The sequence below is a fragment of the Microcoleus sp. MON1_C5 genome (assembly GCF_036701875.1).
Taxonomy (GTDB): Bacteria; Cyanobacteriota; Cyanobacteriia; order Cyanobacteriales; family Microcoleaceae; genus Microcoleus.
This window is the reverse complement of the sequence record NZ_JAUBRN010000035.1, coordinates 18,590-40,466: the sequence shown is the minus strand read 5'-3', so window position 1 is coordinate 40,466 and position 21,877 is coordinate 18,590. Positions and strand designations below refer to the sequence as shown.

General features: G+C 47.1%; 22 protein-coding genes. 14 read left to right on the top strand and 8 right to left on the bottom strand.

The genetic code is table 11. The features are described 5' to 3' along the window. Positions 1–143 precede the first annotated feature (143 nt). Positions 144–1,082, bottom strand: a complete 939-nt coding sequence (locus QUA71_RS17895) for a glycosyltransferase (protein ID WP_333286963.1) — start codon at positions 1,080–1,082, stop codon at positions 144–146. Between the two features lie 308 nt (positions 1,083–1,390). Between QUA71_RS17895 and QUA71_RS17890 the strand changes: the two genes are divergently transcribed. Beyond that, the gene (locus QUA71_RS17890; protein WP_333286961.1) at positions 1,391–2,599 is read left to right on the top strand and encodes an argininosuccinate synthase; all 1,209 of its coding nucleotides are present in this window, start codon (positions 1,391–1,393) and stop codon (positions 2,597–2,599) included. Positions 2,600–2,955: 356 nt separating this feature from the next. On the opposite strand, the gene QUA71_RS17885 is transcribed toward QUA71_RS17890, so the two are convergent. After that, positions 2,956–4,404 (bottom strand): GTP-binding protein, encoded by a 1,449-nt coding sequence (locus QUA71_RS17885; protein WP_333286959.1) that lies wholly within the window; start codon positions 4,402–4,404, stop codon positions 2,956–2,958. A gap of 179 nt (positions 4,405–4,583) precedes the next feature. On the opposite strand from QUA71_RS17885, the gene QUA71_RS17880 reads away from it, so the two are divergent. Next, complete coding sequence (locus tag QUA71_RS17880) at positions 4,584–5,414, top strand: CPBP family intramembrane glutamic endopeptidase (RefSeq protein ID WP_333286957.1); 831 nt, start codon at positions 4,584–4,586, stop codon at positions 5,412–5,414. Between the two features lie 84 nt (positions 5,415–5,498). Further along, positions 5,499–5,873 carry an S-layer protein gene (locus tag QUA71_RS17875; RefSeq protein ID WP_333286955.1) on the top strand — a complete coding sequence of 125 codons (375 nt, stop codon included), beginning with the start codon at positions 5,499–5,501 and terminating at the stop codon, positions 5,871–5,873. A gap of 81 nt (positions 5,874–5,954) precedes the next feature. On the opposite strand, the gene QUA71_RS17870 is transcribed toward QUA71_RS17875, so the two are convergent. The 4 genes from QUA71_RS17870 to psbH all read right to left on the bottom strand — a co-directional run bounded on the left by QUA71_RS17870 (position 5,955) and on the right by psbH (position 7,496). Continuing rightward, positions 5,955–6,221, bottom strand: coding sequence for a DUF3146 family protein (locus QUA71_RS17870; RefSeq protein ID WP_006633689.1), 267 nt, complete (start codon positions 6,219–6,221; stop codon positions 5,955–5,957). Next, positions 6,218–6,880 (bottom strand): aminoacyl-tRNA hydrolase, encoded by a 663-nt coding sequence (gene pth, locus QUA71_RS17865; protein WP_333286953.1) that lies wholly within the window; start codon positions 6,878–6,880, stop codon positions 6,218–6,220. Before pth ends, QUA71_RS17870 begins: the two co-directional genes overlap by 4 nt. Next, positions 6,881–7,141, bottom strand: coding sequence for a TatA/E family twin arginine-targeting protein translocase (locus tag QUA71_RS17860; protein ID WP_006633691.1), 261 nt, complete (start codon positions 7,139–7,141; stop codon positions 6,881–6,883). A gap of 151 nt (positions 7,142–7,292) precedes the next feature. Next, positions 7,293–7,496 carry a photosystem II reaction center phosphoprotein PsbH gene (gene psbH, locus QUA71_RS17855; protein WP_015176007.1) on the bottom strand — a complete coding sequence of 68 codons (204 nt, stop codon included), beginning with the start codon at positions 7,494–7,496 and terminating at the stop codon, positions 7,293–7,295. Positions 7,497–7,708: 212 nt separating this feature from the next. Between psbH and psbN the strand changes: the two genes are divergently transcribed. The 7 genes from psbN to QUA71_RS17820 all read left to right on the top strand — a co-directional run bounded on the left by psbN (position 7,709) and on the right by QUA71_RS17820 (position 14,566). Beyond that, a complete protein-coding gene (gene psbN / locus QUA71_RS17850) occupies positions 7,709–7,840 on the top strand; it encodes a photosystem II reaction center protein PsbN (protein WP_006633693.1) in 132 nt (43 codons plus the stop codon). Between the two features lie 244 nt (positions 7,841–8,084). Beyond that, positions 8,085–9,185: a chorismate synthase gene (gene aroC / locus QUA71_RS17845; RefSeq protein ID WP_333286950.1), complete on the top strand. Its 1,101-nt coding sequence runs from the start codon at positions 8,085–8,087 to the stop codon at positions 9,183–9,185. 1 nt (position 9,186) lies between these two features. Continuing rightward, positions 9,187–10,098: an MBL fold metallo-hydrolase gene (locus QUA71_RS17840; RefSeq protein ID WP_006633695.1), complete on the top strand. Its 912-nt coding sequence runs from the start codon at positions 9,187–9,189 to the stop codon at positions 10,096–10,098. A 634-nt stretch (positions 10,099–10,732) separates the two neighbouring features. Then, entirely contained in the window at positions 10,733–11,656 is a 924-nt protein-coding gene (locus tag QUA71_RS17835) for a hypothetical protein (RefSeq protein ID WP_333119890.1), read from the top strand. Between the two features lie 817 nt (positions 11,657–12,473). After that, positions 12,474–13,106 carry a class II aldolase/adducin family protein gene (locus QUA71_RS17830; RefSeq protein WP_333286948.1) on the top strand — a complete coding sequence of 211 codons (633 nt, stop codon included), beginning with the start codon at positions 12,474–12,476 and terminating at the stop codon, positions 13,104–13,106. Positions 13,107–13,368: 262 nt separating this feature from the next. After that, entirely contained in the window at positions 13,369–13,923 is a 555-nt protein-coding gene (locus QUA71_RS17825; RefSeq protein WP_190742499.1) for an Npun_F5560 family protein, read from the top strand. Further along, positions 13,916–14,566 (top strand): hypothetical protein, encoded by a 651-nt coding sequence (locus QUA71_RS17820; protein WP_333286946.1) that lies wholly within the window; start codon positions 13,916–13,918, stop codon positions 14,564–14,566. Before QUA71_RS17825 ends, QUA71_RS17820 begins: the two co-directional genes overlap by 8 nt. A 44-nt stretch (positions 14,567–14,610) precedes the next feature. Here the strand turns inward: QUA71_RS17820 and QUA71_RS17815 are convergent, their stop codons facing one another. Continuing rightward, a complete protein-coding gene (locus QUA71_RS17815; protein ID WP_190659317.1) occupies positions 14,611–14,955 on the bottom strand; it encodes an STAS domain-containing protein in 345 nt (114 codons plus the stop codon). Between the two features lie 33 nt (positions 14,956–14,988). Here QUA71_RS17815 and QUA71_RS17810 point away from each other — a divergent pair, with 33 nt between their 5' ends. After that, positions 14,989–15,159: a hypothetical protein gene (locus QUA71_RS17810; RefSeq protein WP_190659319.1), complete on the top strand. Its 171-nt coding sequence runs from the start codon at positions 14,989–14,991 to the stop codon at positions 15,157–15,159. 145 nt (positions 15,160–15,304) lie between these two features. Next, a complete protein-coding gene (locus tag QUA71_RS17805; protein ID WP_333218170.1) occupies positions 15,305–15,928 on the top strand; it encodes a DedA family protein in 624 nt (207 codons plus the stop codon). Positions 15,929–17,205: 1,277 nt separating this feature from the next. Here QUA71_RS17805 and purM read toward each other — a convergent pair. Next, positions 17,206–18,234 (bottom strand): phosphoribosylformylglycinamidine cyclo-ligase, encoded by a 1,029-nt coding sequence (purM, locus tag QUA71_RS17800; protein WP_333286943.1) that lies wholly within the window; start codon positions 18,232–18,234, stop codon positions 17,206–17,208. Between the two features lie 492 nt (positions 18,235–18,726). On the opposite strand from purM, the gene QUA71_RS17795 reads away from it, so the two are divergent. Together QUA71_RS17795 and QUA71_RS17790 are read left to right on the top strand one after the other, a co-directional pair. Beyond that, entirely contained in the window at positions 18,727–19,803 is a 1,077-nt protein-coding gene (locus QUA71_RS17795) for a septal ring lytic transglycosylase RlpA family protein (protein ID WP_190659349.1), read from the top strand. 197 nt (positions 19,804–20,000) lie between these two features. Further along, on the top strand, positions 20,001–21,590 hold the full coding sequence (locus tag QUA71_RS17790; protein WP_333287000.1) for a bifunctional pantoate--beta-alanine ligase/(d)CMP kinase: 1,590 nt from the start codon (positions 20,001–20,003) through the stop codon (positions 21,588–21,590). Positions 21,591–21,877: the final 287 nt, after the last annotated feature.

The window sequence follows — 21,877 nt, the reverse complement described above, 5'->3', positions numbered from 1 at the left end:
TCCCGTTTCTTAAGCAAGGCTAGGAGAATTTAGGCATAAGTGTCAACCAGTATACCGTTACTACATTTGAGCTTAAGTTGACACCAATGGGCCCTGAAACACTCCTACAATATCTTATATTTTATTTGCACCGTCCGGCTGATTTATGGTATCTTTGTCTCGACCTGCAATTCCCCACAAGCGGCGTACACGGCTTTCACGTTATACCAATTCAGAAAAATCCGAGCGATTTCTAAAGCTAACTGCGGCTTACCTCGGTCAATCAACCACTGCAAAAAAGGAGTCATCGTCCGCTCGTTTAGCATCCCACCTAATGATAAAACTCCCCACAGTATTTGGTGCAAAACAGTCATTTGAATCATCATCCGCACTTCCCAATTAGGGTGCTTTTGATAAAACAAAACTCCCATTCTCCCGCGCTGAATTTCTCGGTCAATCATGCCCGGAATTTGCTCTAAACTAAAAGGTGGATGCCAGTGATAACCCACGGCCGCCGGACATTTAATCAGTTTCAAACCTAATTTTTTCAACCTAACACCCAATTCTAAGTCTTCCCATCCGTACAGTTGAAAGCGAGTGTCAAAAAGTCCAGCAGCCAGCAGCCAGTGGCGCGCGATGGCAACATTTCCCGTAGCAAAATAAGCCGCCGAAAAATCGGTGATTTTGTAAGGTTCCGAAGTAGGATTCTCGAAATTGCAAGTGTTAATCACGCTGCCGTAAGTAAAAACAGCATCAGTATCTTTGTAACCCTGTAGTAAAGCATCTGCGTGTGCTTGCAAAAAATGCTCTGTTACCACCAAATCGCTGTCAATAAAAATAATCGTATCGCCCTTGGCATCTTCAACGCCCAAATTCCGGGCAGCCGCGGGGCCTTGGTGACATTGAGCGATCGATCGCACATGAGGCAACAACTCAGCATCTGCAGCCAACCACTCCAGCGTCCCGTCGGTCGATCCGTCGTCCACCACAATTACTTCATACTCTCTGACAATCTCACCGAACTGCTGATTTTCCAAAGCCAGTAGACATTTTGCCAAAATCGGTTTACGATTGTACGTCGGAATCACAACACTAAAAAACACGGTTTTTCCCCATCTCCACAGTTACCGTATCCCACGGTAGCAGATTTTTCGCAGCAACTCCCCCGCGAAATAGCCAAGTTTAGCAAAAAAAGAATATATAAATCTGTGCTATTTCTGACAAGAATCGATCTCAATTAGGTGCATAATGAAAAGTCGGTTAAACCTCACATTAGGCACCATTCTCAAGAACAGGCAAGATGCCTGTTCCACAAAAATGATATTTTTTTGTGGTGTGGGCATCTAGCCCGCCCTGAAAAGCTTAGTGACAAGGGTGCAAGATGTCAGTTAAATTCAGGATGTAAATAGCAATGAGTCGCGCTAAAAAAGTTGTGCTAGCATATTCCGGCGGAGTCGATACCTCCGTCTGCATTCCTTACCTCAAAAACGAGTGGGGTGTGGAAGAGGTAATTACTCTGGCTGCGGATTTGGGACAGGGAGACGAATTAGAACCGATCCGCAAAAAAGCTTTAGCATCCGGTGCTTCGGAATCTTTAGTTATTGATGCTACCGAAGAATTTGTCAAAGACTATGCGTTTCCAGCGATTCAAGCTAACGCACTTTACGAAAACCGTTATCCCCTTTCGACCGCCCTCGCTCGCCCGCTGATTGCTAAATTGTTAGTAGAAGCTGCAGAAAAATACGGTGCAGATGCGATCGCCCACGGTTGCACCGGTAAAGGAAACGATCAGGTGCGGTTCGATGTGTCGATCGGCGCGCTAAACCCCAAGATTAAGATTTTAGCACCTGCGCGGGAGTGGAAAATGAGCCGCGAGGAAACGATCGCATACGGCGAGAAATGCGGTATTCCGTCGCCCGTGAAAAAGTCTTCTCCTTACAGTATCGATCGCAACTTATTAGGAATGGCAATCGAAGCCGGAATCCTGGAAGATCCTTGGGCGGAACCGCCGGAAGAAGTTTATTTGATGACAAAGGCGATCGAACAAACTCCCGACACACCCGAATACATAGAAATCGGTTTCGATTGCGGAAATCCTGTCACTTTGAACGACCAAAATTTATCACCAGTCGCCTTAATTTCCCAACTAAACGAAATAGTTGGAAACCACGGAGTCGGCCGAATTGACATGATTGAAAACCGCTTAGTCGGGATTAAATCGCGGGAAATTTACGAAACACCAGCGATTTTAGTTTTGATGCAGGCGCACCGAGACTTAGAAAGTTTGACGCTGACAGCAGATGTGACGCGGTACAAACGCGGCATCGAAGAAACCTACAGCCAAATGATTTACAACGGTCTTTGGTACAATCCTTTGAAAACCGCTTTAGACGCATTTATTCAGGACACGCAAAAGCGAGTAACTGGAACCGTGCGGCTCAAGCTATTCAAAGGAAATGCGACGATTGTTGGCCGCAAATCGGAAAATTCCCTGTACAGTTTCGACTTAGCAACCTACGGCGCAGAAGACGAATTCGATCACAAAGCTGCTGAAGGATTTGTCTATGTTTGGGGACTACCAACCCGCATTTGGTCGGAGAAAAATAGAGGTTATAAATAGGAGCGAATTAGGGTTAAAAACTCGATGTTAAGCCGCCCAATCGAATTCGGATTAACAATTCGATCTTAACCCGCCGAATCGAATTGGCGGCTACACAAACAAAGTCCGCCTTCGCGGAATTAGAGTAGGGTGTGCATAGCACACCTTATTTGCCGCAATCGCCCAACCTCTGCCAATTGCCTAAGTCATGAGTTAGTAAGATACAGCAATAATTGGTAATTGGTAACAGGTTGTTATCCTAATAATTTGTTAAAGTGTCTTCACACAAATTTAGCTTTGAGGTAGGGGTTTAAACCCCTGCCGGATTGCGGCAGGGCTGCGCCAGGATTGCTGGGTCAACGTAAAACAGCCGATCGCTAAGATTTCTGTTTTTCCACACTTCCCAAATCCAACTTAGCCCGCAACTCTTCCTTAATCCGATTTAAAATAGACTCCTCATCCAAAGAAGACAAAATCTTGCTCACAACAGCCTTTGGCCCATCATCTCCCCAAGAAGCACCATTAGCCAAATAAGCCTTAGTAACTTGACCGATACCGTAGGAAGAAACCCCCGCGATCGCAGCTTGCGTCACCGCCACAGACAAATAAGGCGCTAAAGCCAAACCCCCCGTCGCTGGCGTCGCCAAACCCAAGAATCCTTTCAAAGAACTCAAGCCAAAATTAGCCAACAATTCACCGGCTGTAATCCCCCCCATACTAATCGCAATCTTTTGCAGCAATTCCACCGCGCCCGCTTCCGTCATCGCAATGCCGTAAACTTTAGATAAAGTTAATATCATCACCACATCAATTACCGCACCGCTAAGAATATCAACTACAGTAATTGGATTAAGTGCGATCGCCACAGCTTTAGTCATTACCCCGTTCCAGATAATTCGATTAGCCGCGTCATCTCGAATCTCCATTTTTCGCTGCACCAACTGCTCGTTAATATCCCCCGCACAGAGCATCGTATTCAGGGCGACCAAAGATTTGCCTTCTCGGTCTAAAATCTCCAAAATCTTTAATTTTAAATCTTGCACTTGTGGCAAACTGCGAGTCATTTGCACGCCCATACTTCCGTCGGGACGGCGCACCGCCCTCGCCGTCAAAGGCGAAGCCGCCGCCATCACAATTTCATCGGGAGACAACAATTCTCTTACGCGCTCGTCTCGAATTTTATGATAAATTGCCAACCTGTCTGCATCAGGATACTGGTCAATTTTATTAAACACTAATAACATCGGTTTTCCGGCTTCCCGCAACTGCGAAAGTGCTGCGTATTCCACCTTCGTAATGTCGCCAGCCACCACAAACAAAATCAAATCAGCTTGTTGAGCAACGCGGCGGGCTAAAAGTTCGCGAGTTTCGCCGTCAACTTCATCTATTCCCGGAGTGTCGATTAATTCAACTTGCGACAAACGGTAAATAACTGGCGAAAGTCGATCGGGCAAATTCTTATCAATTCCCTCTCCGACATCCCACTGACCGATAGTCGTCGTGCGAGTCACCCCGTGAGTTGGGCCAGTTTCAAACACATTTTGACCTAGCAGCGCGTTCAAAACCGAAGATTTTCCCCTTCCCACCATCCCAAACACAGCTATTTGCACGCAAGCGCGCTCTAGCTTGTCGAGCATTTTCTCCAATCCGCCAATTTCCGGTTCCAGTCCAGTTCGCTCTTGAACTGTCAAGTCGAGATTTTCTACTATATCTCGCAGAGCATCTTTAGCGTGGCGCAGGTTGAGTTCTGCCTGAATGTCTGCGAAGCTTAAAATTGTGTCATCTAATTCTCGATCGACATTGGAAAAATCCGAGGCTTCAGTCATTGTTACCTGATGTTATAGCTTTGCTTCACTTAAAGTTTCAACCGATACGATGCTATTCTAGCTTTTTCCGTCTGCTTTGTACATTAGGCCTACGGCAATGGCGTGTTTAGAATCCGGGTAGGGAGACAGCAATGCTGTGTCCCTACAGATATCATGTAAAACCTGTTTAATTTACAACAATGATTAACCGCCTCCAAATAATAGCCAGTTATCCATTTCCTTTACGTGTAATAATTTTCCTATTAATCTTGCTAGCAATTTGGCTGCCGCTAGCCGCACCAATTTATCTTTTAGTTAAAGATAGTAACCTAGCAACTATTCTGACAATGGGATTGTTGTTTACTGAGTTTCTGTTCCTAGTGCCGCGCTGGGGAAAACAGGTTTACGGACAAACCCAATTACTCAAAAGTTACGGTTTAATCAATACGCGAAAAAACGGTTTTGAGCTTTTAATTGGATTGGCGATCGGGCTTTTGCTCACTTTCAGCTTATTTGCGGTACAAGGGCTGTTCGGCTTAGTCGCGTGGCAAAATTCTGATAATTTGCCGAGAATCATCGCAGAAGGGCTGTTAAGCGCCCTTGGAGTCGGTTTTGCCGAGGAGTTGGTATTCCGGGGTTGGTTGCTGGACGAGTTGCAGCGGGATTACAATTATAAAATATCTCTGTGGGCGGATAGCCTGGTGTTTGCCCTATCTCATTTTATCAAACCTGTGGCGGCAATGCTGGGGAGTTGGCCGCAGTTTCCGGGGTTGTTGTTGCTGGGTTTGATTCTGGTTTGGGGAAAAAGATCGCGCCAAAATCGCCTCGGTTTGTCGATCGGGCTTCATGCAGGTTTAGTCTGGGGATATTACATGATTAACATCGGGCGGTTAGTGCGATATTCGGCATCGGTTCCCGACTGGGTGACAGGAGTTAACGGCAACCCGCTAGCTGGGGCGATCGGGCTGTTGTTTTTGACTTTCTTGGCTTTGGGAATGCGAAAAATGTCTGAACATTCCAAAGGTTTGTAGTAAGGACGAAGACTCCTTATTTCCCACAGCTTTGAGGACTTTAGTCCTCACTACCACCCAACTTATTCAGAAATTTATAAACTTATGAAACTCAGCATCTTTGCCACTACTACAGTGTTAATTTATACAGGTTTGTTAGCTCCTGCAAACGCACAAAATACCGCACCACTCAAGCCAAATAATTCTTTAGTTCAAGTGCAGACAGCGCCAGAACAAATTCTCAATGCTTGCGTGCAGAATCAGGCTGAAACTCTGCCAAATCCTTTTACCGATGTACCTTCCAATCACTGGGCTTACAAAGCTGTTTTGACAATGTATTATTGCGGGGCTTACCGAGAAGGGACGCCACCTGCTTTAATTAAAGAATTACTGGAATCGGGACCTCCTACTAGAGAAAGTTTGCCTTCTCGCTCGCCGTTTCCCAATTTCCCATTACAGCCATTTCCCGTGATTAATTAAAGAATTACTGGAAGCGGGATATCCTACTAAAGGAAGTTTTTATTCCCGATTACCTTTGCCACATTTCCCATTACCAAGATTTTAAAACTGAGCCCGAACCGTAAACGAATAATCCCCACCTGGTTCTAATTGATAATCCCATTTTTCCAGAAAACGGTGCAGCGGTTCCTGAATCAATGCCCTACCCTGAGAAGGCTCAAGTATCAGTGTTTTTTCTGACGTGAAACGCCACTGAAACTGCCACTCAAAATTCCCGGCAGTCACTTCACCCTCAATCGTGCCTTTTTGCCAAGATTGGCCAGTAACCCGGACATATGCAGTTGTTTCAGGCAAACGTCTCGAACTCACCTTTTTGTTTCCGCGTTTGTTTCTGCAATTGTGCGACTATTGTAAAGGCTCATGGCTTTTTCTACTCCTTGGTGCAGACTTAGTTCCACAGCTTCTACAACCAGTTTAAGCACTTTTTCTACTAACTGACTTTCCTCTGAGGAAAACTTTCCTAACACGAAGGAAATCGTATCTTTCTCATTTTTAGCAGGATCGTTTTGAGGTTTGCCGATGCCAATCCGCAACCGGGGAAATTTGTCTGTACCCAAATGAGAAATTGTGGATTTCATGCCGTTGTGTCCGCCGGCAGAACCGGCAAGCCGCATTCTCAATTTCCCGATCGGCAAATCCATATCATCGTATACTACTAATACCGACTCCGCAGGTATTTTGTACCAATCCGTCGCCGCCCGAATCGCTTGACCGGAGAGATTCATGTAAGTAAGCGGTTTCAGCAAGCGGATTTTCTGTCCCCGCGGCCGGTTTCCCTCGCCAAATATGCCTTGAAATTTGCGATTTTCCGACAGGGAAATCTGCCAAGATTTAGCCAAGGCATCGACAGCATTAAAGCCTATGTTGTGTCGGGTGCGATCGTATTTAGGTTCGGGATTGCCTAACCCAACAATTAGCTGGGGAATCACTAACTCCGCTGGTGTTTCCGACTTCTGAGTGTTGTTCATTTAACTGTCTGTGCTATCTTCCTTGGGAGTAGCCGCCGTGAGTTTTTCAGTTTCCGGTTTGCTGCTAGTTGCTACTGCTTCTTCTAACTGCTTAGCTTCCCGCGTGAACTCCGACTCAAAATCCCGCGAAGCATCTTGAAAGCCCCGAATTGCCTTCCCCATACTTCTGCCGATTTCAGGTAATTTTTTCGGACCGAATACCAATAGGGCGATCGTAAAAATAACGGCCATTTCGGGCAAACCAATGCCAAAAATATTCATGGTTTTTCTCCAGCAATTTGTTTAGTTACTTCTTGTTTATTTATGGCAAAAGTAATCGGAAAGGGTAAGGAAAAACGGGAAAACTTAGCTTTTGCCCTTTCTCCTCAACCCTCAGCTTTTACTTTTAGCCTTACTGTTTTGCGATCAATTTTTAGCGGCCTAGGCTCGACCAATCCATATCCACACTCTCCAGAATCAGAGAAGAGTTGTAGATTTGCAAAATAATCAACAAGAACACGAAAAACAGTCCAATGAAAACGCTCATCAACAGCGTGGTGCCCCAACCAGGAGCCACCTTGCCGTACTCTGAGTTAAGGGGTTTGAGTATATCTCCTAACCAAGTTCGTTGTGCCATAAGTCACCTGCAATGAATCTCTACAGAGAAGTTTGACATATTTTCACCGCTAATTGCGATCGCAATTTCTCAGAAATGCGGGAACGGGACTCGGACAACGGGGAGTGGGGGTTGGTTGCCATACCGTAGAGCGCCTAAAATCACTAGACTTTCAGACGGATTGTTATTTTTTGTAATATTATAGAGTGGATCACTCATAATCGATCAAAAATATGGAACCTGCAGCAGTTCTCGGCATTTCTCTGGGCGTGTGTCTGGTGGCAATCACCGGTTTCTCGATCTACACCGCTTTCGGTCCCCCGTCTAAGGAATTGAGAGATCCTTTTGAAGAACACGAAGACTAAAGAAGAAGGAAGACACAACACGGATTCGGACACGGAGACACGGATGAATTTAAGTGTGTTTCCAGATATCTCCTATTCTCTGTCTCTCCCTCTCTCCCTGGTAGATATTCTTCTAGGGGTGGGAAGGGAGTGATGCTGTGGGGCGATCGCGTGTCGCCTACTCGTCAATGGTATATTTTTCAGAAATACAGTAAATCTCTATTCCATTTAAGCTAAAAATTATTAAGTTTCAGGGCAAAGCATAATGGGCAATACCTTTGGGCATTTATTTCGGATCTCGACATTTGGGGAATCTCACGGCGGCGGTGTGGGAGTAGTAATTGACGGTTGCCCGCCCCTGGTGTCGATCGACGCATCGGAAATTCAAGCCGAACTCGATCGTCGCCGCCCCGGCCAAAGCAAAATTACTACCCCCCGCAAAGAAGCAGATACCTGCGAAATTCTGTCAGGGGTGTTTGAAGGCAAAACTTTGGGAACGCCGATCGCAATTTTAGTCCGCAATCAAGACACTCGCCCCCAAGATTACGGCGAAATGGCGACAACTTACCGCCCTTCCCACGCTGACGCTACCTACGATGCTAAGTACGGAATTCGTAACTGGCAAGGCGGAGGTCGCAGTTCGGCGAGAGAGACAATAGGTAGAGTAGCAGCAGGGGCCATCGCTAAAAAAATTCTCAAACAAGCAGCAGGAGTCGAAATAGTCGGCTACGTCAAACGCATCAAAGACTTAGAATGTGTCGCCGACCCGGACACTGTTACCTTAGAACAAGTAGAAAGCAACATCGTCCGCTGTCCAGATGCCGAATGTGCCGAAAAAATGATTGAACTGATCGAAAAAGTTCGCGACAGCGGAGATTCGATCGGCGGTGTAGTCGAATGCGTCGCTCGCAATGTACCCAAAGGACTGGGAATGCCCGTATTCGACAAACTCGAAGCCGACTTGGCAAAAGCCATCATGTCCTTGCCCGCCAGCAAAGGCTTTGAAATTGGTTCCGGGTTTGCCGGGACTCTGCTCAAGGGCAGCGAACATAATGATGAATACTATACTGATGATAAGGGTGTAATTCGTACAGTAACGAATCGCTCTGGCGGAATTCAGGGTGGGATTGCTAACGGCGAAAATATCATTTTGCGGGCGGCATTCAAGCCAACTGCAACAATTCGCCAGCAGCAGCGCACCGTTACCCGAGAAGGCGAAGAAACGCTGCTGGCTGCCAAGGGACGGCACGACCCTTGCGTTTTGCCAAGAGCTGTGCCAATGGTGGAAGCGATGGTAGCTTTAGTGTTGTGCGACCATCTGCTGCGCCATCACGGACAATGTGGAACCTTAAAGCCTGAATTTTAAAATGGAAATCAGCTTGTCCTCTGTAGCGGCAACTCCCGTTGATTGCCCTCAACCCTCCGAATCAATAAAAGGTATAGATGATTTTGTAGTACAGTTTTGGGGCGTGCGGGGCAGTGTTCCGACACCCGGACAGGAAACTGTTCGCTACGGCGGCAATACTTCTTGTTTGGAAATGCGAGTCGCTGGCAAACGCTTGATTTTTGACGGCGGAACAGGCTTGCGGATGCTGGGAGACCAGTTGGTGCAAGAAATGCCCGTGCAAGCTTATATGTTTTTTACTCACTATCATTGGGATCACATTCAAGGTTTCCCGCTGTTCGCCCCAGCTTTCATTCGCGGCAATAGCTTTGATATTTACGGGGCGACTCCGCCGGATGGAGATTGCATGAAAAGGCACTTTGTCGAACGGGTGCTGCACTCGAATTCGCCGGTGCCACTGATGGGTTTGCAGGCAGATTTGAATTTCTACGAACTCCATCACAACCAGACGATGATGCTGGACGATATTGAGATTAGGACGGGTTCTCTGAATCACCCGAATACTGCTATGGGCTATCGGGTGACTTGGCAGGGACGTTCTGTTGTTTATTGTTCGGATACTGAACATTTTCCCGATCGCCTAGATGAGAATGTCTACAATTTAGCCCTCGACGCTGATGTGCTGATTTACGATGCGATGTACACAGACGAGGAATATCACAACCCCAAGTCTCCGAAGGTGGGTTGGGGACACTCGACTTGGCAGGAAGCGGTGAGAATGGCTAAGGAGGCGCGGGTGAAACGAGTGGTGATTTTTCACCACGATCCGGCTCACACAGACGATTTTCTCGATCGCATCGCCGAAGACGTGCAAATTGCTTTTCCCAAGGCTGTCATGGCACGCGAGGGTCTTATTTTGCCGATCGGCTTCTGAACATTCGCCTAGGTGAGCTCGATCGAACCATCAACCGATCGAACCATAATTGTTATGTGAATATGTGGAGCTGGGGGCGAGACCAGCTCCACAATTTTTTTTAATACGCAGCAAACTCTTAACTGCATGGTATAATTCTTGCTTGTTAAGTTTTTAGGTCGAGTATTTAAGGTTTTTTTTATTCTTCAACCGCGTCCGCAAGACGCCAAGACGTAAGATAATTGGAGAATTGCCAAGGGTGAAAAGGAGACTGTTTTGAATGTCAACAAACACGGGGAGGCGAGGCGATCGCACGCCTGAGTGCTAGTCTGATGCCAGTAGACTTCCAGAAGCCTTGTTACAGATTAATTATTAAGGACAAAAACTGAAGTTATAGCTCGGATCAAATAAAAGCGCAATCGGTTTTTTCGGATCGTGAATATTGACAACTCTCAAAAGCTAATAGCTTTTAGGTAGAAACTGAGAAAATTTTCAGCAGTCAATTTGACTAACCAGAAAAAAACGATGGCTCTTGGGTTTGGCAGGAGCTGCGGCAAGCGAATGTTATGACTTGACTATCAAAATGGGAAATTTACGTTTTAGATCTTCAGCACATCAATACAGATGGATTGCCTTAGGCAGTTTTGCTGTAATTATGGGTATTTCAGGCGCTCTGGCCTACCGCCTCGCCCCGCCCCCCGGATTCATGGCTCAAGGCACTCTCACTTCTAATAATCCGCCAGTCAAATTTTCGAGTACGGGCACGACAATTCTCAAGCAGGGAGAGCAACTCACCCCAGAGGTTCTGCTGGCAGATAATGTTGTCAAAGCAGTGGCAGATGCAGTTAAGCTGTCGCCCCAGCAAGTTCGACAAAATGCTAGTGTCAAGATTTCTAAGCCGGAACAACCCCTAGAGATTGTTGTTGGGTATCGCTCGCTCGATCAGGAGCAAGCAATCCAAACGGTGGATATGTTGATGAAGGGCATGGTGGAAAAAAGCCGCCTGATTAACAGATATCGGTGGCAATCAGTCAATCAGTCGCTCAACCAACGCTTGGCACAAGTCACTCAAGACCTGAAACAAGCTCAGCAAAAACTCGACCAATACGAAAGAGAACGCGCTCGGCTGTTGCAGCAAATGAAGCTTCAGCAAGACTTTTACAACAAAACTCAGCTTGCAATGGCGGATACGCAAGCTTCGGAAAAAGAAATGGTGAGCAGTTTGGCCGCCGCTACAGTGCCGCAAATTGTGGCGACGCCCACGAGCGATCCGACAGTGCCTCTGATTTTGGGAATTGGCTTGCTGTTGGCGATTTTGGTCAGCCGGGGTTTGATTCCTTCGGTGGCGGATTGGAGGTACAAGGCAGCTTTTCAGCGAGAAGAGAGCGAAAGGCTCCAAAGTGCTTTGTACCGACTGATCAAAGAAGGCCGGGGCGAAATAACTCTGGTGCGGTTTGCAATGGAAACGCGGCTGTCGCCGGATGTCGCTCAGCGTTTTTTGAACCAACAAGCTGAAGTCTTTAATGCCAATTGCGAAATTAAAGACGACGGCAGTATCTTGTATCACTTCCACATTTAAAGGGCTGCGAGCGATCGCGCTCCACAGAAAAATTTAGCCGATCGGGCCCTCACTGCTCGATCGGCTGGTTTTTTTCTTAATAGGACTTATATCAGGTTCGGTCGATCGACTATCCCCCTCTAGGTAGGCGCGGGTTTACGGGATCTATAACTTATACTACTACTTACAGATTTTGGTGAACCCGCCGACGCGAGCTGGCGTTGCGGTGATTTGACCCGACATGATATTACGCTCAACCCGGTTTCTTAGCTTGTAGGATGCCCCGGAGCTAAAAATTGCTCGATCGACACAGGTGTGGACTAACGTAGATCACCCGAAGATTGTGCCAGTCCCTGCCAGACCGGCTAAAAAATATTTTTTGTGTTCCGCTTGCTTTTTGCTTACATATATGTATAATGATAAAAAATCAGTAAATGTACGGTTGCTTTTTAGATAATTTATCTGATTAAAGGGTAATTTATCCTTACATCTTTCTTAAGGTAGAACTACACTCAGTAAAAATGCTGTAGGGTAGAACAATAACCGATTCAGGGAGAGTATGTAGTTTCACATCAGAAACTAGATCGGGCACAAGCCTTGAATCAAACTCCCCGACTGAAAGCGTACATCTTCATATTGAACTTTTCTAATCACCTAGAGGCTAAACCATGATTTTGGAAATAATTGGTTCTTCTTTCCTAGCTTACTTTTTGCTAATGTCGGTCGCTAATTACGGCGACACTGGAATGTAGATTAGTTAAGGCACTTATGCACCGAGACATAAGGCAGCAAGCAAAAAAAGCTGTTTGACAACTTCGATTAAGTCTCAGCTTGGGCCATGTCTGCCGTGTCAGCTCGGACAAAAAAATGGATGGATGAAGGAGTCGTTAAGTACCGCTGTGATTGGGAAAAAGCAGACCCTGTAGCTGCCCAGAACATAGCAGATTTGATGGACTGGCGCGATCGGCTCCACGGTTTGGGATTAATTGGCGTCTACGAAAATGGCATAGGGTTTGGCAACCTCAGCGTCAGGCTCGGCAATTCTTGCCAATTCGTGATTTCGGGAACCCAGACTGCACACTTGAGAACTCTGGGACCAGAATCATACTGTACTGTTACCGAATTTAACTTAGAACAAAATTACCTCGGCTGCCGGGGCCCCGTACAAGCTTCGTCGGAGTCCCTGACTCACGGGGCCCTGTACCTTCAGAGACAGGATGTGGGCGCGATAATTCACGTGCATAATCCTAAGCTATGGCAGCAACTGCTGTTTAAGATTCCTACTACTAGAAAAGAAATACCTTACGGCACTCCTCAGATGGCCTTAGAAATCTTTAGACTTTTTGAGGAGGAGAATTTGGCAGAGCGCCAAATTCTGGCGATGGCCGGTCACGAGGACGGCATTATCTGTTTTGGCAGCACCGTGGACGAAGCTGGCAAAGTGCTTTCGGCTGTGATTGGTTACACATGAGATCTTGCACTATTATCAGAAAAAGCTAAGAAACCGGGTTTATTGACAAAAAACCTAGGATTCTACCTGTGTCTATGGCAAGAAACTAAGGTGATGACGTGGATGCCTGATTTGAGTTAGACTGAGCTTTACCCTTGACATCGGGCCGCTGGCTCGATTTAGCCTAATGGGTTCAAAACTTTTGAAGTGCCTCTTGCCTCTGCGGTAAGGGAAAGATATTTTTAAAGAGAAACACATTATATAACAAAAGCTGAGAGTCATCGTGAATCAAACTAAACTTGTAAGCTCAAAAGAACTGCAATCAGAGGTATCTCGTCTCACCGAAGAGCTGCAAATGCGCGACCAATTGGTGCAGCAGTTGTCTCAAGAACTTTTCAGGCTGGTGAAGGGCAATTCGAGTTTTGTGCCGGCGCCGGAAGTTTCCGATCGCCACCAAGCTCAAATGCAGGCAATGCGAGAACAACTCCAAGCTGTTGAAGAACAGGTGGGTTTTTATCAGGAACAAATCGCAGAGCGGGATGCTGAAGTTTACCAACTGCGGCAGTCGGTGCAGGAATTGACGGATCGCTCTCGGATGCTGGAACAGGTGGTTCAGGAATTGCCAGGGGTTTACCGCCAAAAGTTTGCCGAGCGGATCGAGCCGATTAAGGAAAAATTGGATCAACTGCAAAAGGAAAACCGCCAGTTGCACACAGAGTTGCAAAGCGTCACTTACCGTCTCGCTGTGCGGAGCCGCAAGGCTAAGGGCTTGGATCTGCCGAGCGTCGATGCTGAGGACGATCGCGGCATTCAAATGCCGAGCTTTGGCAATGTCTAAGGTTTTGATTGTGGCGGGTGGCGAGAAAGGCCCAGCCGCAAGTCTCAAGGCGGCGATCGCTCAATCTCATCCTTTAACTGAAGTCAATATCTGTGGGGTTTCTCAACTCAATTCGGGCGCGATCGCTCCGGGTGGGGCTATCGTTTGTCCCTTGACGCTGGATGTGCCAGAAAATCTCGTTTTTCCGGCTCCAGATGTGTTTCGATTTTGCCGCAATGTTTCGGCGGCGCGCGATCGAGTGGCCCAGGAGTTGCAAGTTCCCGTCGGGGGTGGCAATTTTTGGCTGCCTGTGGTGTTGACGGCAAAGGGGCCACTGTATGCTGAGGTGATCGGTGGGGAACCTGACAAGCAGTCTGGCGAGTTGAGTTACTCTCAACCGGTGCATTTGTCGGATGTTTGGCGACAGCAGTTGTATGAGTTGGCTTACCGCTTGCTGAATCTTTTAAATGCGCCGCCGGCGACTTATTTGATGCAGTTCGGGTTCGTAGGGGAAAGGATTTGTTTCGATCGACTTTGGCCTTTTCCGGCTGCACCTGCGATCACTTCTGTCGGCGTTCAAGTGCCGGATTTATTTGTTTGTCATTGGTATTGCTTGACAAATCAACCTATTTATGATATAGAAATCTACTCTGCGGTTGCTTGAAGTCTCTTGCAAACTTGAGATTTAAACTCGGAACCTCATTTGAATCAAGCAACTAGAGCCGGAGTTTCAGCGGAGATAATTTGGTCGAAACTGTCGAAGATTTCAAAGAGTTGGTCGAGTTGAGTAATTTCAAAAATTAGCTTGACTGTGGCTGAGAGGTTGCAGATGACGAGGCGGCATCCCCGGTGGCGGGCGGCGTTGAGTCCGCCGACTAAGGCGCAGATCCCGGAACTGTCGATAAAATCTACGGCGGCCATGTCTATTACCCAGAGTTTGTGGCGTTCGGGGACAATCTCGGCTAGCTGTTGCTGGAGGAGGCTTCCGGCTTGGGAGTCGAGGCAGTTGTGAGGTTGAAGGATGATGTGTTGGTTGAAGTTGGGAAATTCCATAGCAGTTATCCTACCATCGTAAAGTATGAATAAGTGAGTTCAGTTGCTGATTCTGTTGAAAGAATCAGGGGATTTCAGCTAAGGTTTGAGGAAGGGCGATCGCCCTTGTGGGAATCGGTGGGGAGAGCCGTTGTGATAAATTTAGTAGGAAAACTGGCTAGCTATCGCGCAGAACGCAACGGCCACAATTATCTATTAGTCTAGTATGCCTGAAAGGCTAATTTTTAGTGGAACCAGCGATCGCCACAATAGTGTGTTCTTCATCACAGCGAAAGATTGCACTATTGGCTGAATCGAGCCAATATATAAAAGTATTGAGCTTTGCAAAAGTTTACGAAGGCAGCATCCAATGTCTTTTGAGTTTTTATCGCTAGAGACTATTCAGAAATTTGCCCATGATTACGGCTATTGGGCAATATTTCTGGGAATTTTACTGGAAAATCTGGGAATTCCTCTCCCAGGTGAGACTATTACGATTGCTGGCGGGTTTTTAGCTGGTAGCGGGGAACTGAATTACTGGTTTGTGCTCGCCAGTGCGATCGGCGGTGCGACTGTGGGCGGAAATTTCGGTTATGCGATCGGCAGGTACGGTGGCTGGCCACTGCTGCTGAAGCTGGGACAATTTTTCCGCTTTCGAGAAGAACAACTGTTTGACTTAAAAGAACAGTTTAGCAAAAATGCAGCTAAAGCCGTATTTTTGGGCCGTTTCATCGCACTGCTGCGAATTTTTGCTAGCCCCCTAGCGGGTATTGCAGAAATGCCTTTTTGGAAATTTTCGCTGTTCAATGTTCTGGGTGCTGCAAGCTGGGCATCTGTAATGGTGAGTTTATCCTACTTCTTGGGACAAGTTGTGTCTTTGGAGAAATTGGTAGCTTGGGCCGCTCAATTTGCGGTATTTGCTTTGCTGTTAGCAGTTGCTTGGATTGCAATTCCTATTTGGTTGGAGTCGCGGAATTTGGACAAGACTAAATAAGATTGGTGGTTAGACTTTTTGCAAGAGTTCTGGATTTTCTGTTTTTAACTGCCGATAAACGCAAATGAACACAGATATTATCTATTTTTGTAAAAAGTCTAATGATTGCCAATCCCCTCTTAATAAATTAGGATTTCTGTCTCAAAATCAGCTCATTTGGAGCGATCTATTAGGCTCGTAAAATAATCAAGTTGGTAGTGAGGAATTCTGTCATGAATAGGGAAAATATTAGTCAATAAAGACTAAACTCCTTACTACCAGGCATTTCGATGGGTAATTAACATAACATCATATAAAGTGGAATTATTATCTCCAACAACTCAGGTGTTTGACACAGGAGATAAATTTGCGGATTATCGATCGCACTCAACTATACAAGAATAGGTATTAATCGGTCAACAGCAGATGAATGTAGATTGCTACCGTCGCGATGTGGAAGGACGTTGGGTTTTTTCTCCTACGGTGAGGGGGACTGTCTAGAGTTGGCTAGGATGAATTTTCAGTGTCCAATCTCTGCTTTGTATGAGGATGTTCCTGGATTGAGTTAAATCGCACTTCACAAACCTGTTGACCCATCCGTCAAAGAGTGTTGTGAACAAATGAGAGGAGAGGAAGTGCGATCGTAATAATCATGGTGTTCGCTGAAAGGCGATGTAATAAATACTCTAGCTCTTCAATTACTTTAAACAGTCCATTAGCAATATATTGAGGAATTACGTAATCAAGAGCGTTAAATCAAGGATTTGAGATTGCTTCACTAGGCTCTCTTCGGACATAAAATAGTAGTACGTGTCTAGATTCTCTGGATATCCCTGAATCCACCAATGAAACACCTTATTTACGGTGCAACCAAAAAATTCAGCTTTTAGATTGATTATTTCGGTTATTTAGCAATAATAAAATTATAATTTTTCCTCTAATATCTCCTTTTTGTTCCTATTTTAATGCCTATTGCAGTTGCTCTATTTATTTGGTATTCAGATACTTTTGAGCGGCTATTTTTGCACTCCTTGACGGAAATAATTTTGAATTATACCGTATTTAAAGGCACAACAGCTTATTTCACTTTCATTGAAAATTGTAGCAACGAGTCATCAGTTGTGAATTCCTTTTTCTCTTTCTTCCTCTGTCTCCTCTGCGTCCTCTGCGTTTACTTTCAAAATTATAAATTTAACCGCAGATATACACAGATAAAGGCAGATTGAGATTGTCTGTTATTGCACAAAGCAAAGCGAAGCAATCTTCAGCCCCTGCGATTGCTTCTTACTAATTGCCCATTACCCATTATCCATTATCAATTCTCCTTTCCCCTCAATCACTTCCCCGATCGCGAACGCACCAATTCCCTGAGATTCAAACCATTTAACAGCCAGATCGACTTCTGTGCGATCGAGCAACAGCACAAACCCAATCCCCATATTAAAGGTATTGAACATATCTGCTGTGGCAACTTTGCCAGCTTCAGCAATCCACTGGAAAATTGGTAAATTTGGCCAGCTATTGCTGTCAATTTTCACAGATTGATTAACTCCCAAACAGCGGGGCAAATTTTCCGGCAAACCGCCGCCCGTAATGTGAGCCATGCCGTGAATATCTAAACCACTCTTAATTGCTTCGAGGACTGGTTTAACATAAATTGTAGTCGGAGTTAGCAGCACTTCTCCTAAACTTTTGCCACCTAACTTTTCGGGTTGGGAATTCCAGTCAAAACCTCCATCGCCCGCAATTTTTCTCACCAAACTAAAACCGTTGCTGTGTACGCCCGAACTCGCCAGCCCCACAGCCACATCTCCTACCCGCACCTGCGAACCGTCCAACAATTTGCTCTTTTCGACAATTCCCACGCAAAAACCAGCTAAATCGTACTCTCCCGGTTGGTAAAAACCGGGCATTTCTGCCGTTTCCCCGCCCAACAAAGCACAGCCCGCTTGCTTGCAACCGTCAGCTATCCCAGCCACCACCGCAGCTAATTGTTCGGGATTTAACTTTCCCGTCGCTAAATAATCGAGAAAAAAGAGGGGTTCGGCCCCGGATGTCAGCACGTCGTTGACGCACATCGCCACCAAGTCGATACCTACCGTGTCGTGCCGATCGAGATTGTGGGCCAATTTCAACTTAGTCCCAACGCCGTCAGTACCCGAAACCATAATCGGCTCTTTTAAACCCTCCGGAACGCTGAAAAACCCGCTAAACCCGCCGAATCCGCCCAAAACTCCCGATCTGTGCGTGCTCTTGACCATACTCCCGATGCGCGAGACAAAAGCTCTGCCCGCTTCAACATCCACACCTGCTTCTCGATAATCCATAAGTCCGCCAAATCGATTTCTAATTTTTAGTTTATGGCCATAACAGTTGACAAACAGCTTTTTTCACACTAGCTATTCGGCAGCCCACAACAGACACTAAATTTTTGTAAATTTTTATAAATTTTTCGGGAATAACTGAAACGGCTGTAAGCACTGTAACTAAAGGATTTTATGATAGAGGGTTTGGAGAAAATTTGATGAATATTTGGTGAAAATCGCGATCGCAGCGATCCCCAACCGCAAAAGTTTGTGGTAGTCTGTTGCAGTTCGTGAACAAAACACAAATTGCGGATCGAGCACGAGTTGTCAAGTGTCAGGGAAGTTTCCGCCAATTTTTTTTGGGGCGGAAGCATGAAAGCAAAAACGCACCCCGATACTTTGCTTTGACTCACGGGGGAATGGCGAAGGGCAAGAGAGAAATCCTTGACGCCCGCCGCCAAATGGCCAATCCTCCAATCTCGGTTGGCAATGGCTATTCACAAAAATGGACGTATGAAGGAAAAATTTGTTGGTGGTCTACTCGCTGTCCTGTTAGTTCCTGTGGTAGGAACGGCATCCTCTTGTCACGCACAAGCAACAGGTGCCGACAACCAAAACTCTCCGGTTTCCGAGCAAGTAATTGCCACCCAACCGTCCCGGCAGTTAAACGCGAGTCGGGTCGAAGCGCAAAAAGTCGGACAGTATCAGTATCAAGCAAGAGCTGAAATTGCCCGAGACTCGATCGCCAAAATCCAGCCCCACGAGTTAGACGGGCGACAAGCAGCGACAGTCTACGTGCGAAACATTCCAGTCATCACCTTTCTGAACGCCAATCCGGAAACAAACACGAAAATGGGAGAAGCTGGCAACAGCCAAGCCGGTGCTAGCAGTCGGTCAAAAGTAGCGGGCGCCAGAGAAAATCCCAAAGTCGGAAACATTGCCAGCAACGACCGCAACCAAGAACCCGATTCAGTTTGGCGGGCATCAACCTTAGCAGCAAGACTCAACCAGCTAGCCCGCAACAACATCGATCCGAACAGCATTACCGTTAAGTGGGAAAAAGGCGATCGCTACATTATCCAGGCAAACGGCGAGGACTTGGTAAACATCAACGCCGAAACAATCCTCCCCGACAGCACCACAGACTTTAGCCGAGACGCCCTGCAAGCAACCAATCGCCTCCGCCGGCTTCTGGGCAACGCCCCACCCCTAGAAAAAGTCGCAGGCAAACCCCAATCAGAACCCCCCGTGCTGTCTATGGGCCCAGTTCAAGTGCGCCTCAGCGGCTGGGCTTCTTGGTACGGCCCCGGATTTGACGGCAACCTCAGCGCCAGCGGCGAGCGTTTCAACCAAAATGATTTGACCGCAGCCCACCGCCACTTGCCTTTTGGAACTAGAGTCATGGTGAGAAATCTCGACAACGGCCGCACCGTAGTCGTCCGCATTAATGACCGCGGCCCCTATGTGGGCGATCGGGTCATTGACTTGTCCGCCGGCGCCGCCAGCGTGCTGGGAATGATGAGCAGTGGCGTTGCGAGAGTGGAAATCGAAGTGATCGAACCGCAGCAGCAAACAACAGTTGAACGCTGAACGGTACTGTAAGGCAGAATACAAAAGTTATCCGAACTTTAGAAAGCAGAAAGTAGAATAAAACTGACATCTTCCACCATATCTTTGTGGAAGAGGCCCGAAAGCCTGTTAAGGCAGGATGGTGGAAGATGTCAAGTCGAACAAATTCCGACAAACAAATTCTGCCTTCTGCAGAATGCCTTCAGGAGATTCTACCGGTGCGCCTGTTTACTACCATTGCAGCACTTCGCTGCTACTTAAATTTACAAAAGTCTGCTGCACCTCATTTGACAGTCGGTTTGGTGCCGACGATGGGAGCTTTGCACGCAGGACATCTGAGCTTGATCCAGCGGGCAAGGCAAGAAAATGCGATCGCCCTGGTCAGCATTTTTGTCAACCCGCTGCAATTTGGGCCGACAGAAGATTTTCAAGATTATCCTCGGAATTTCGAGCAAGACCGGCTGTTGTGCGAACAAGCTGGGGTTGATGCCATATTTGCTCCCTCAGCAACGGAAATGTTCGGCCATCAAGCAGTCGGCGCAGAAACAGAGCAAACCGCCCAAAAACAGATAAAGATTCACCTTTCATCCTTAACTCAAGTAGTGCCGCCACCGGCGATGACATCGGTTTTGTGCGGCAAAGCAAGGCCCGGTCATTTTCAGGGCGTCGCGGCAATTGTTACTAAACTCTTGAGTTTGGTGCAGCCGACAAAAGCTTATTTCGGTCAAAAAGACGCCCAGCAGTTAGCAATTATTCGGAAGCTGGTCTTTGATTTTAACTTGCCTGTAGAGATTGTCGCTTGTCCGATCGTCCGCGAAGAGTCGGGACTGGCAATGAGTTCTCGCAATCTGTATTTAACAGCAGAGCAAAAACAGCAAGCCTCCGTACTCTACCGCGCGCTGCAACAAGCCTCGGAAACTTTTTCTTCAGGGGACCGCACCGCAGCAGCCGCACTCGCAGCAGCCCGCGCAGCAGTCGCAGAAGAACCCGCAGTAAAGCTCGAATACGCCGAAATCGTCGATTCCGATACTCTGACGCCGTTGCAGGTTGTGGAAACAGCGGGACTTTTAGCCGTGGCCGCCAGAGTTGGCTCTACTCGCTTGATTGACAATATAATTCTCAGGAATCGCCGGCCCATTGTGGCGATCGACGGCCCGGCGGGAGCAGGCAAATCTACCGTAACTCGCCTTGCCGCAACTGCTTTGAACTTGTTTTATCTGGATACCGGTGCGATGTATCGGGCGCTGACTTGGCTGGCATTGAAAACAGACACGCCGATTTCCGACGAATGCGCGATCGCCGAATTAATCAGTTCGAGTTATTTGGAATACAACCTCGATCCCGCATCAAAGATGTTGAAGATTAACGGCGAAGAGGTAACCGAGGCAATTCGCAGTTTGGAAGTGACATCCCGCGTCTCGGAAATGGCGGCAATTCCCGCCGTGCGGCAGTTTCTGGTGGAGGAACAGCGGCGCTGCGGCACAAAAGGCGGAATTATAGCAGAAGGCCGCGATATCGGCACTAACGTGTTTCCCGATGCGGAACTGAAGATTTTTTTGACGGCTTCGGTACAAGAGCGATCGCGCAGGCGGCTGTTAGAACTTAAAGATACCGATCGGGCTAATATTAGCTTGGCCCAATTGGAACAAGACATCGCCCTACGGGACGAAAAGGACAGCACCCGCGAGGTTGCACCTTTGCGTAAAGCGGCGGATGCTGTGGAAATTCAAACAGACAATCTGACTGTTGCTGAAGTTATCGATCGGATTGTCGGCTTGTACAAAGAGAGAATCGGCCCTAAAAGTTAATTTTACGAGCCAGGGGGCGCGCGATCGCCCTCATATCAAATCGGGTTAAACTCACATCTTGCACCATTCTCGCTTAATAGGCTTTCCCATCTATCCCACAAAGACTAAATTTTCTTGTGGGGTGGAATCTTCTAACCCGCCCTTGAAAGGCTTATTAACAATAGTGCAACCTCTCAGGTTAAACTCATCACATCTTGCAGTGTCAGCTAGGGACGCGGGCTGATGCGGGCTGAGTCCCGAAGAATATCGTGCCATGAATCCGACTTGAGCGCCGTCCCCCTGGCTGG

What these genes read in the sequence shown, in the direction of transcription:
- pth (WP_333286953.1), bottom strand. Translation starts at nt 6,880, where the DNA reads ATGAACAACACTCAGAAGTCGGAAACACCAGCGGAGTTAGTGATTCCC.
- QUA71_RS17805 (WP_333218170.1), top strand. Translation starts at nt 15,305, where the DNA reads ATGTCTTTTGAGTTTTTATCGCTAGAGACTATTCAGAAATTTGCCCAT.
- QUA71_RS17830 (WP_333286948.1), top strand. Translation starts at nt 12,474, where the DNA reads ATGTCTGCCGTGTCAGCTCGGACAAAAAAATGGATGGATGAAGGAGTC.
- psbN (WP_006633693.1), top strand. Translation starts at nt 7,709, where the DNA reads ATGGAACCTGCAGCAGTTCTCGGCATTTCTCTGGGCGTGTGTCTGGTG.
- QUA71_RS17840 (WP_006633695.1), top strand. Translation starts at nt 9,187, where the DNA reads ATGGAAATCAGCTTGTCCTCTGTAGCGGCAACTCCCGTTGATTGCCCT.
- QUA71_RS17815 (WP_190659317.1), bottom strand. Translation starts at nt 14,955, where the DNA reads ATGGAATTTCCCAACTTCAACCAACACATCATCCTTCAACCTCACAAC.
- purM (WP_333286943.1), bottom strand. Translation starts at nt 18,234, where the DNA reads ATGGATTATCGAGAAGCAGGTGTGGATGTTGAAGCGGGCAGAGCTTTT.
- psbH (WP_015176007.1), bottom strand. Translation starts at nt 7,496, where the DNA reads ATGGCACAACGAACTTGGTTAGGAGATATACTCAAACCCCTTAACTCA.
- QUA71_RS17835 (WP_333119890.1), top strand. Translation starts at nt 10,733, where the DNA reads ATGGGTATTTCAGGCGCTCTGGCCTACCGCCTCGCCCCGCCCCCCGGA.
- QUA71_RS17795 (WP_190659349.1), top strand. Translation starts at nt 18,727, where the DNA reads ATGAAGGAAAAATTTGTTGGTGGTCTACTCGCTGTCCTGTTAGTTCCT.
- QUA71_RS17885 (WP_333286959.1), bottom strand. Translation starts at nt 4,404, where the DNA reads ATGACTGAAGCCTCGGATTTTTCCAATGTCGATCGAGAATTAGATGAC.
- QUA71_RS17820 (WP_333286946.1), top strand. Translation starts at nt 13,916, where the DNA reads ATGTCTAAGGTTTTGATTGTGGCGGGTGGCGAGAAAGGCCCAGCCGCA.
- QUA71_RS17890 (WP_333286961.1), top strand. Translation starts at nt 1,391, where the DNA reads ATGAGTCGCGCTAAAAAAGTTGTGCTAGCATATTCCGGCGGAGTCGAT.
- QUA71_RS17875 (WP_333286955.1), top strand. Translation starts at nt 5,499, where the DNA reads ATGAAACTCAGCATCTTTGCCACTACTACAGTGTTAATTTATACAGGT.
- QUA71_RS17880 (WP_333286957.1), top strand. Translation starts at nt 4,584, where the DNA reads ATGATTAACCGCCTCCAAATAATAGCCAGTTATCCATTTCCTTTACGT.
- QUA71_RS17860 (WP_006633691.1), bottom strand. Translation starts at nt 7,141, where the DNA reads ATGAATATTTTTGGCATTGGTTTGCCCGAAATGGCCGTTATTTTTACG.
- aroC (WP_333286950.1), top strand. Translation starts at nt 8,085, where the DNA reads ATGGGCAATACCTTTGGGCATTTATTTCGGATCTCGACATTTGGGGAA.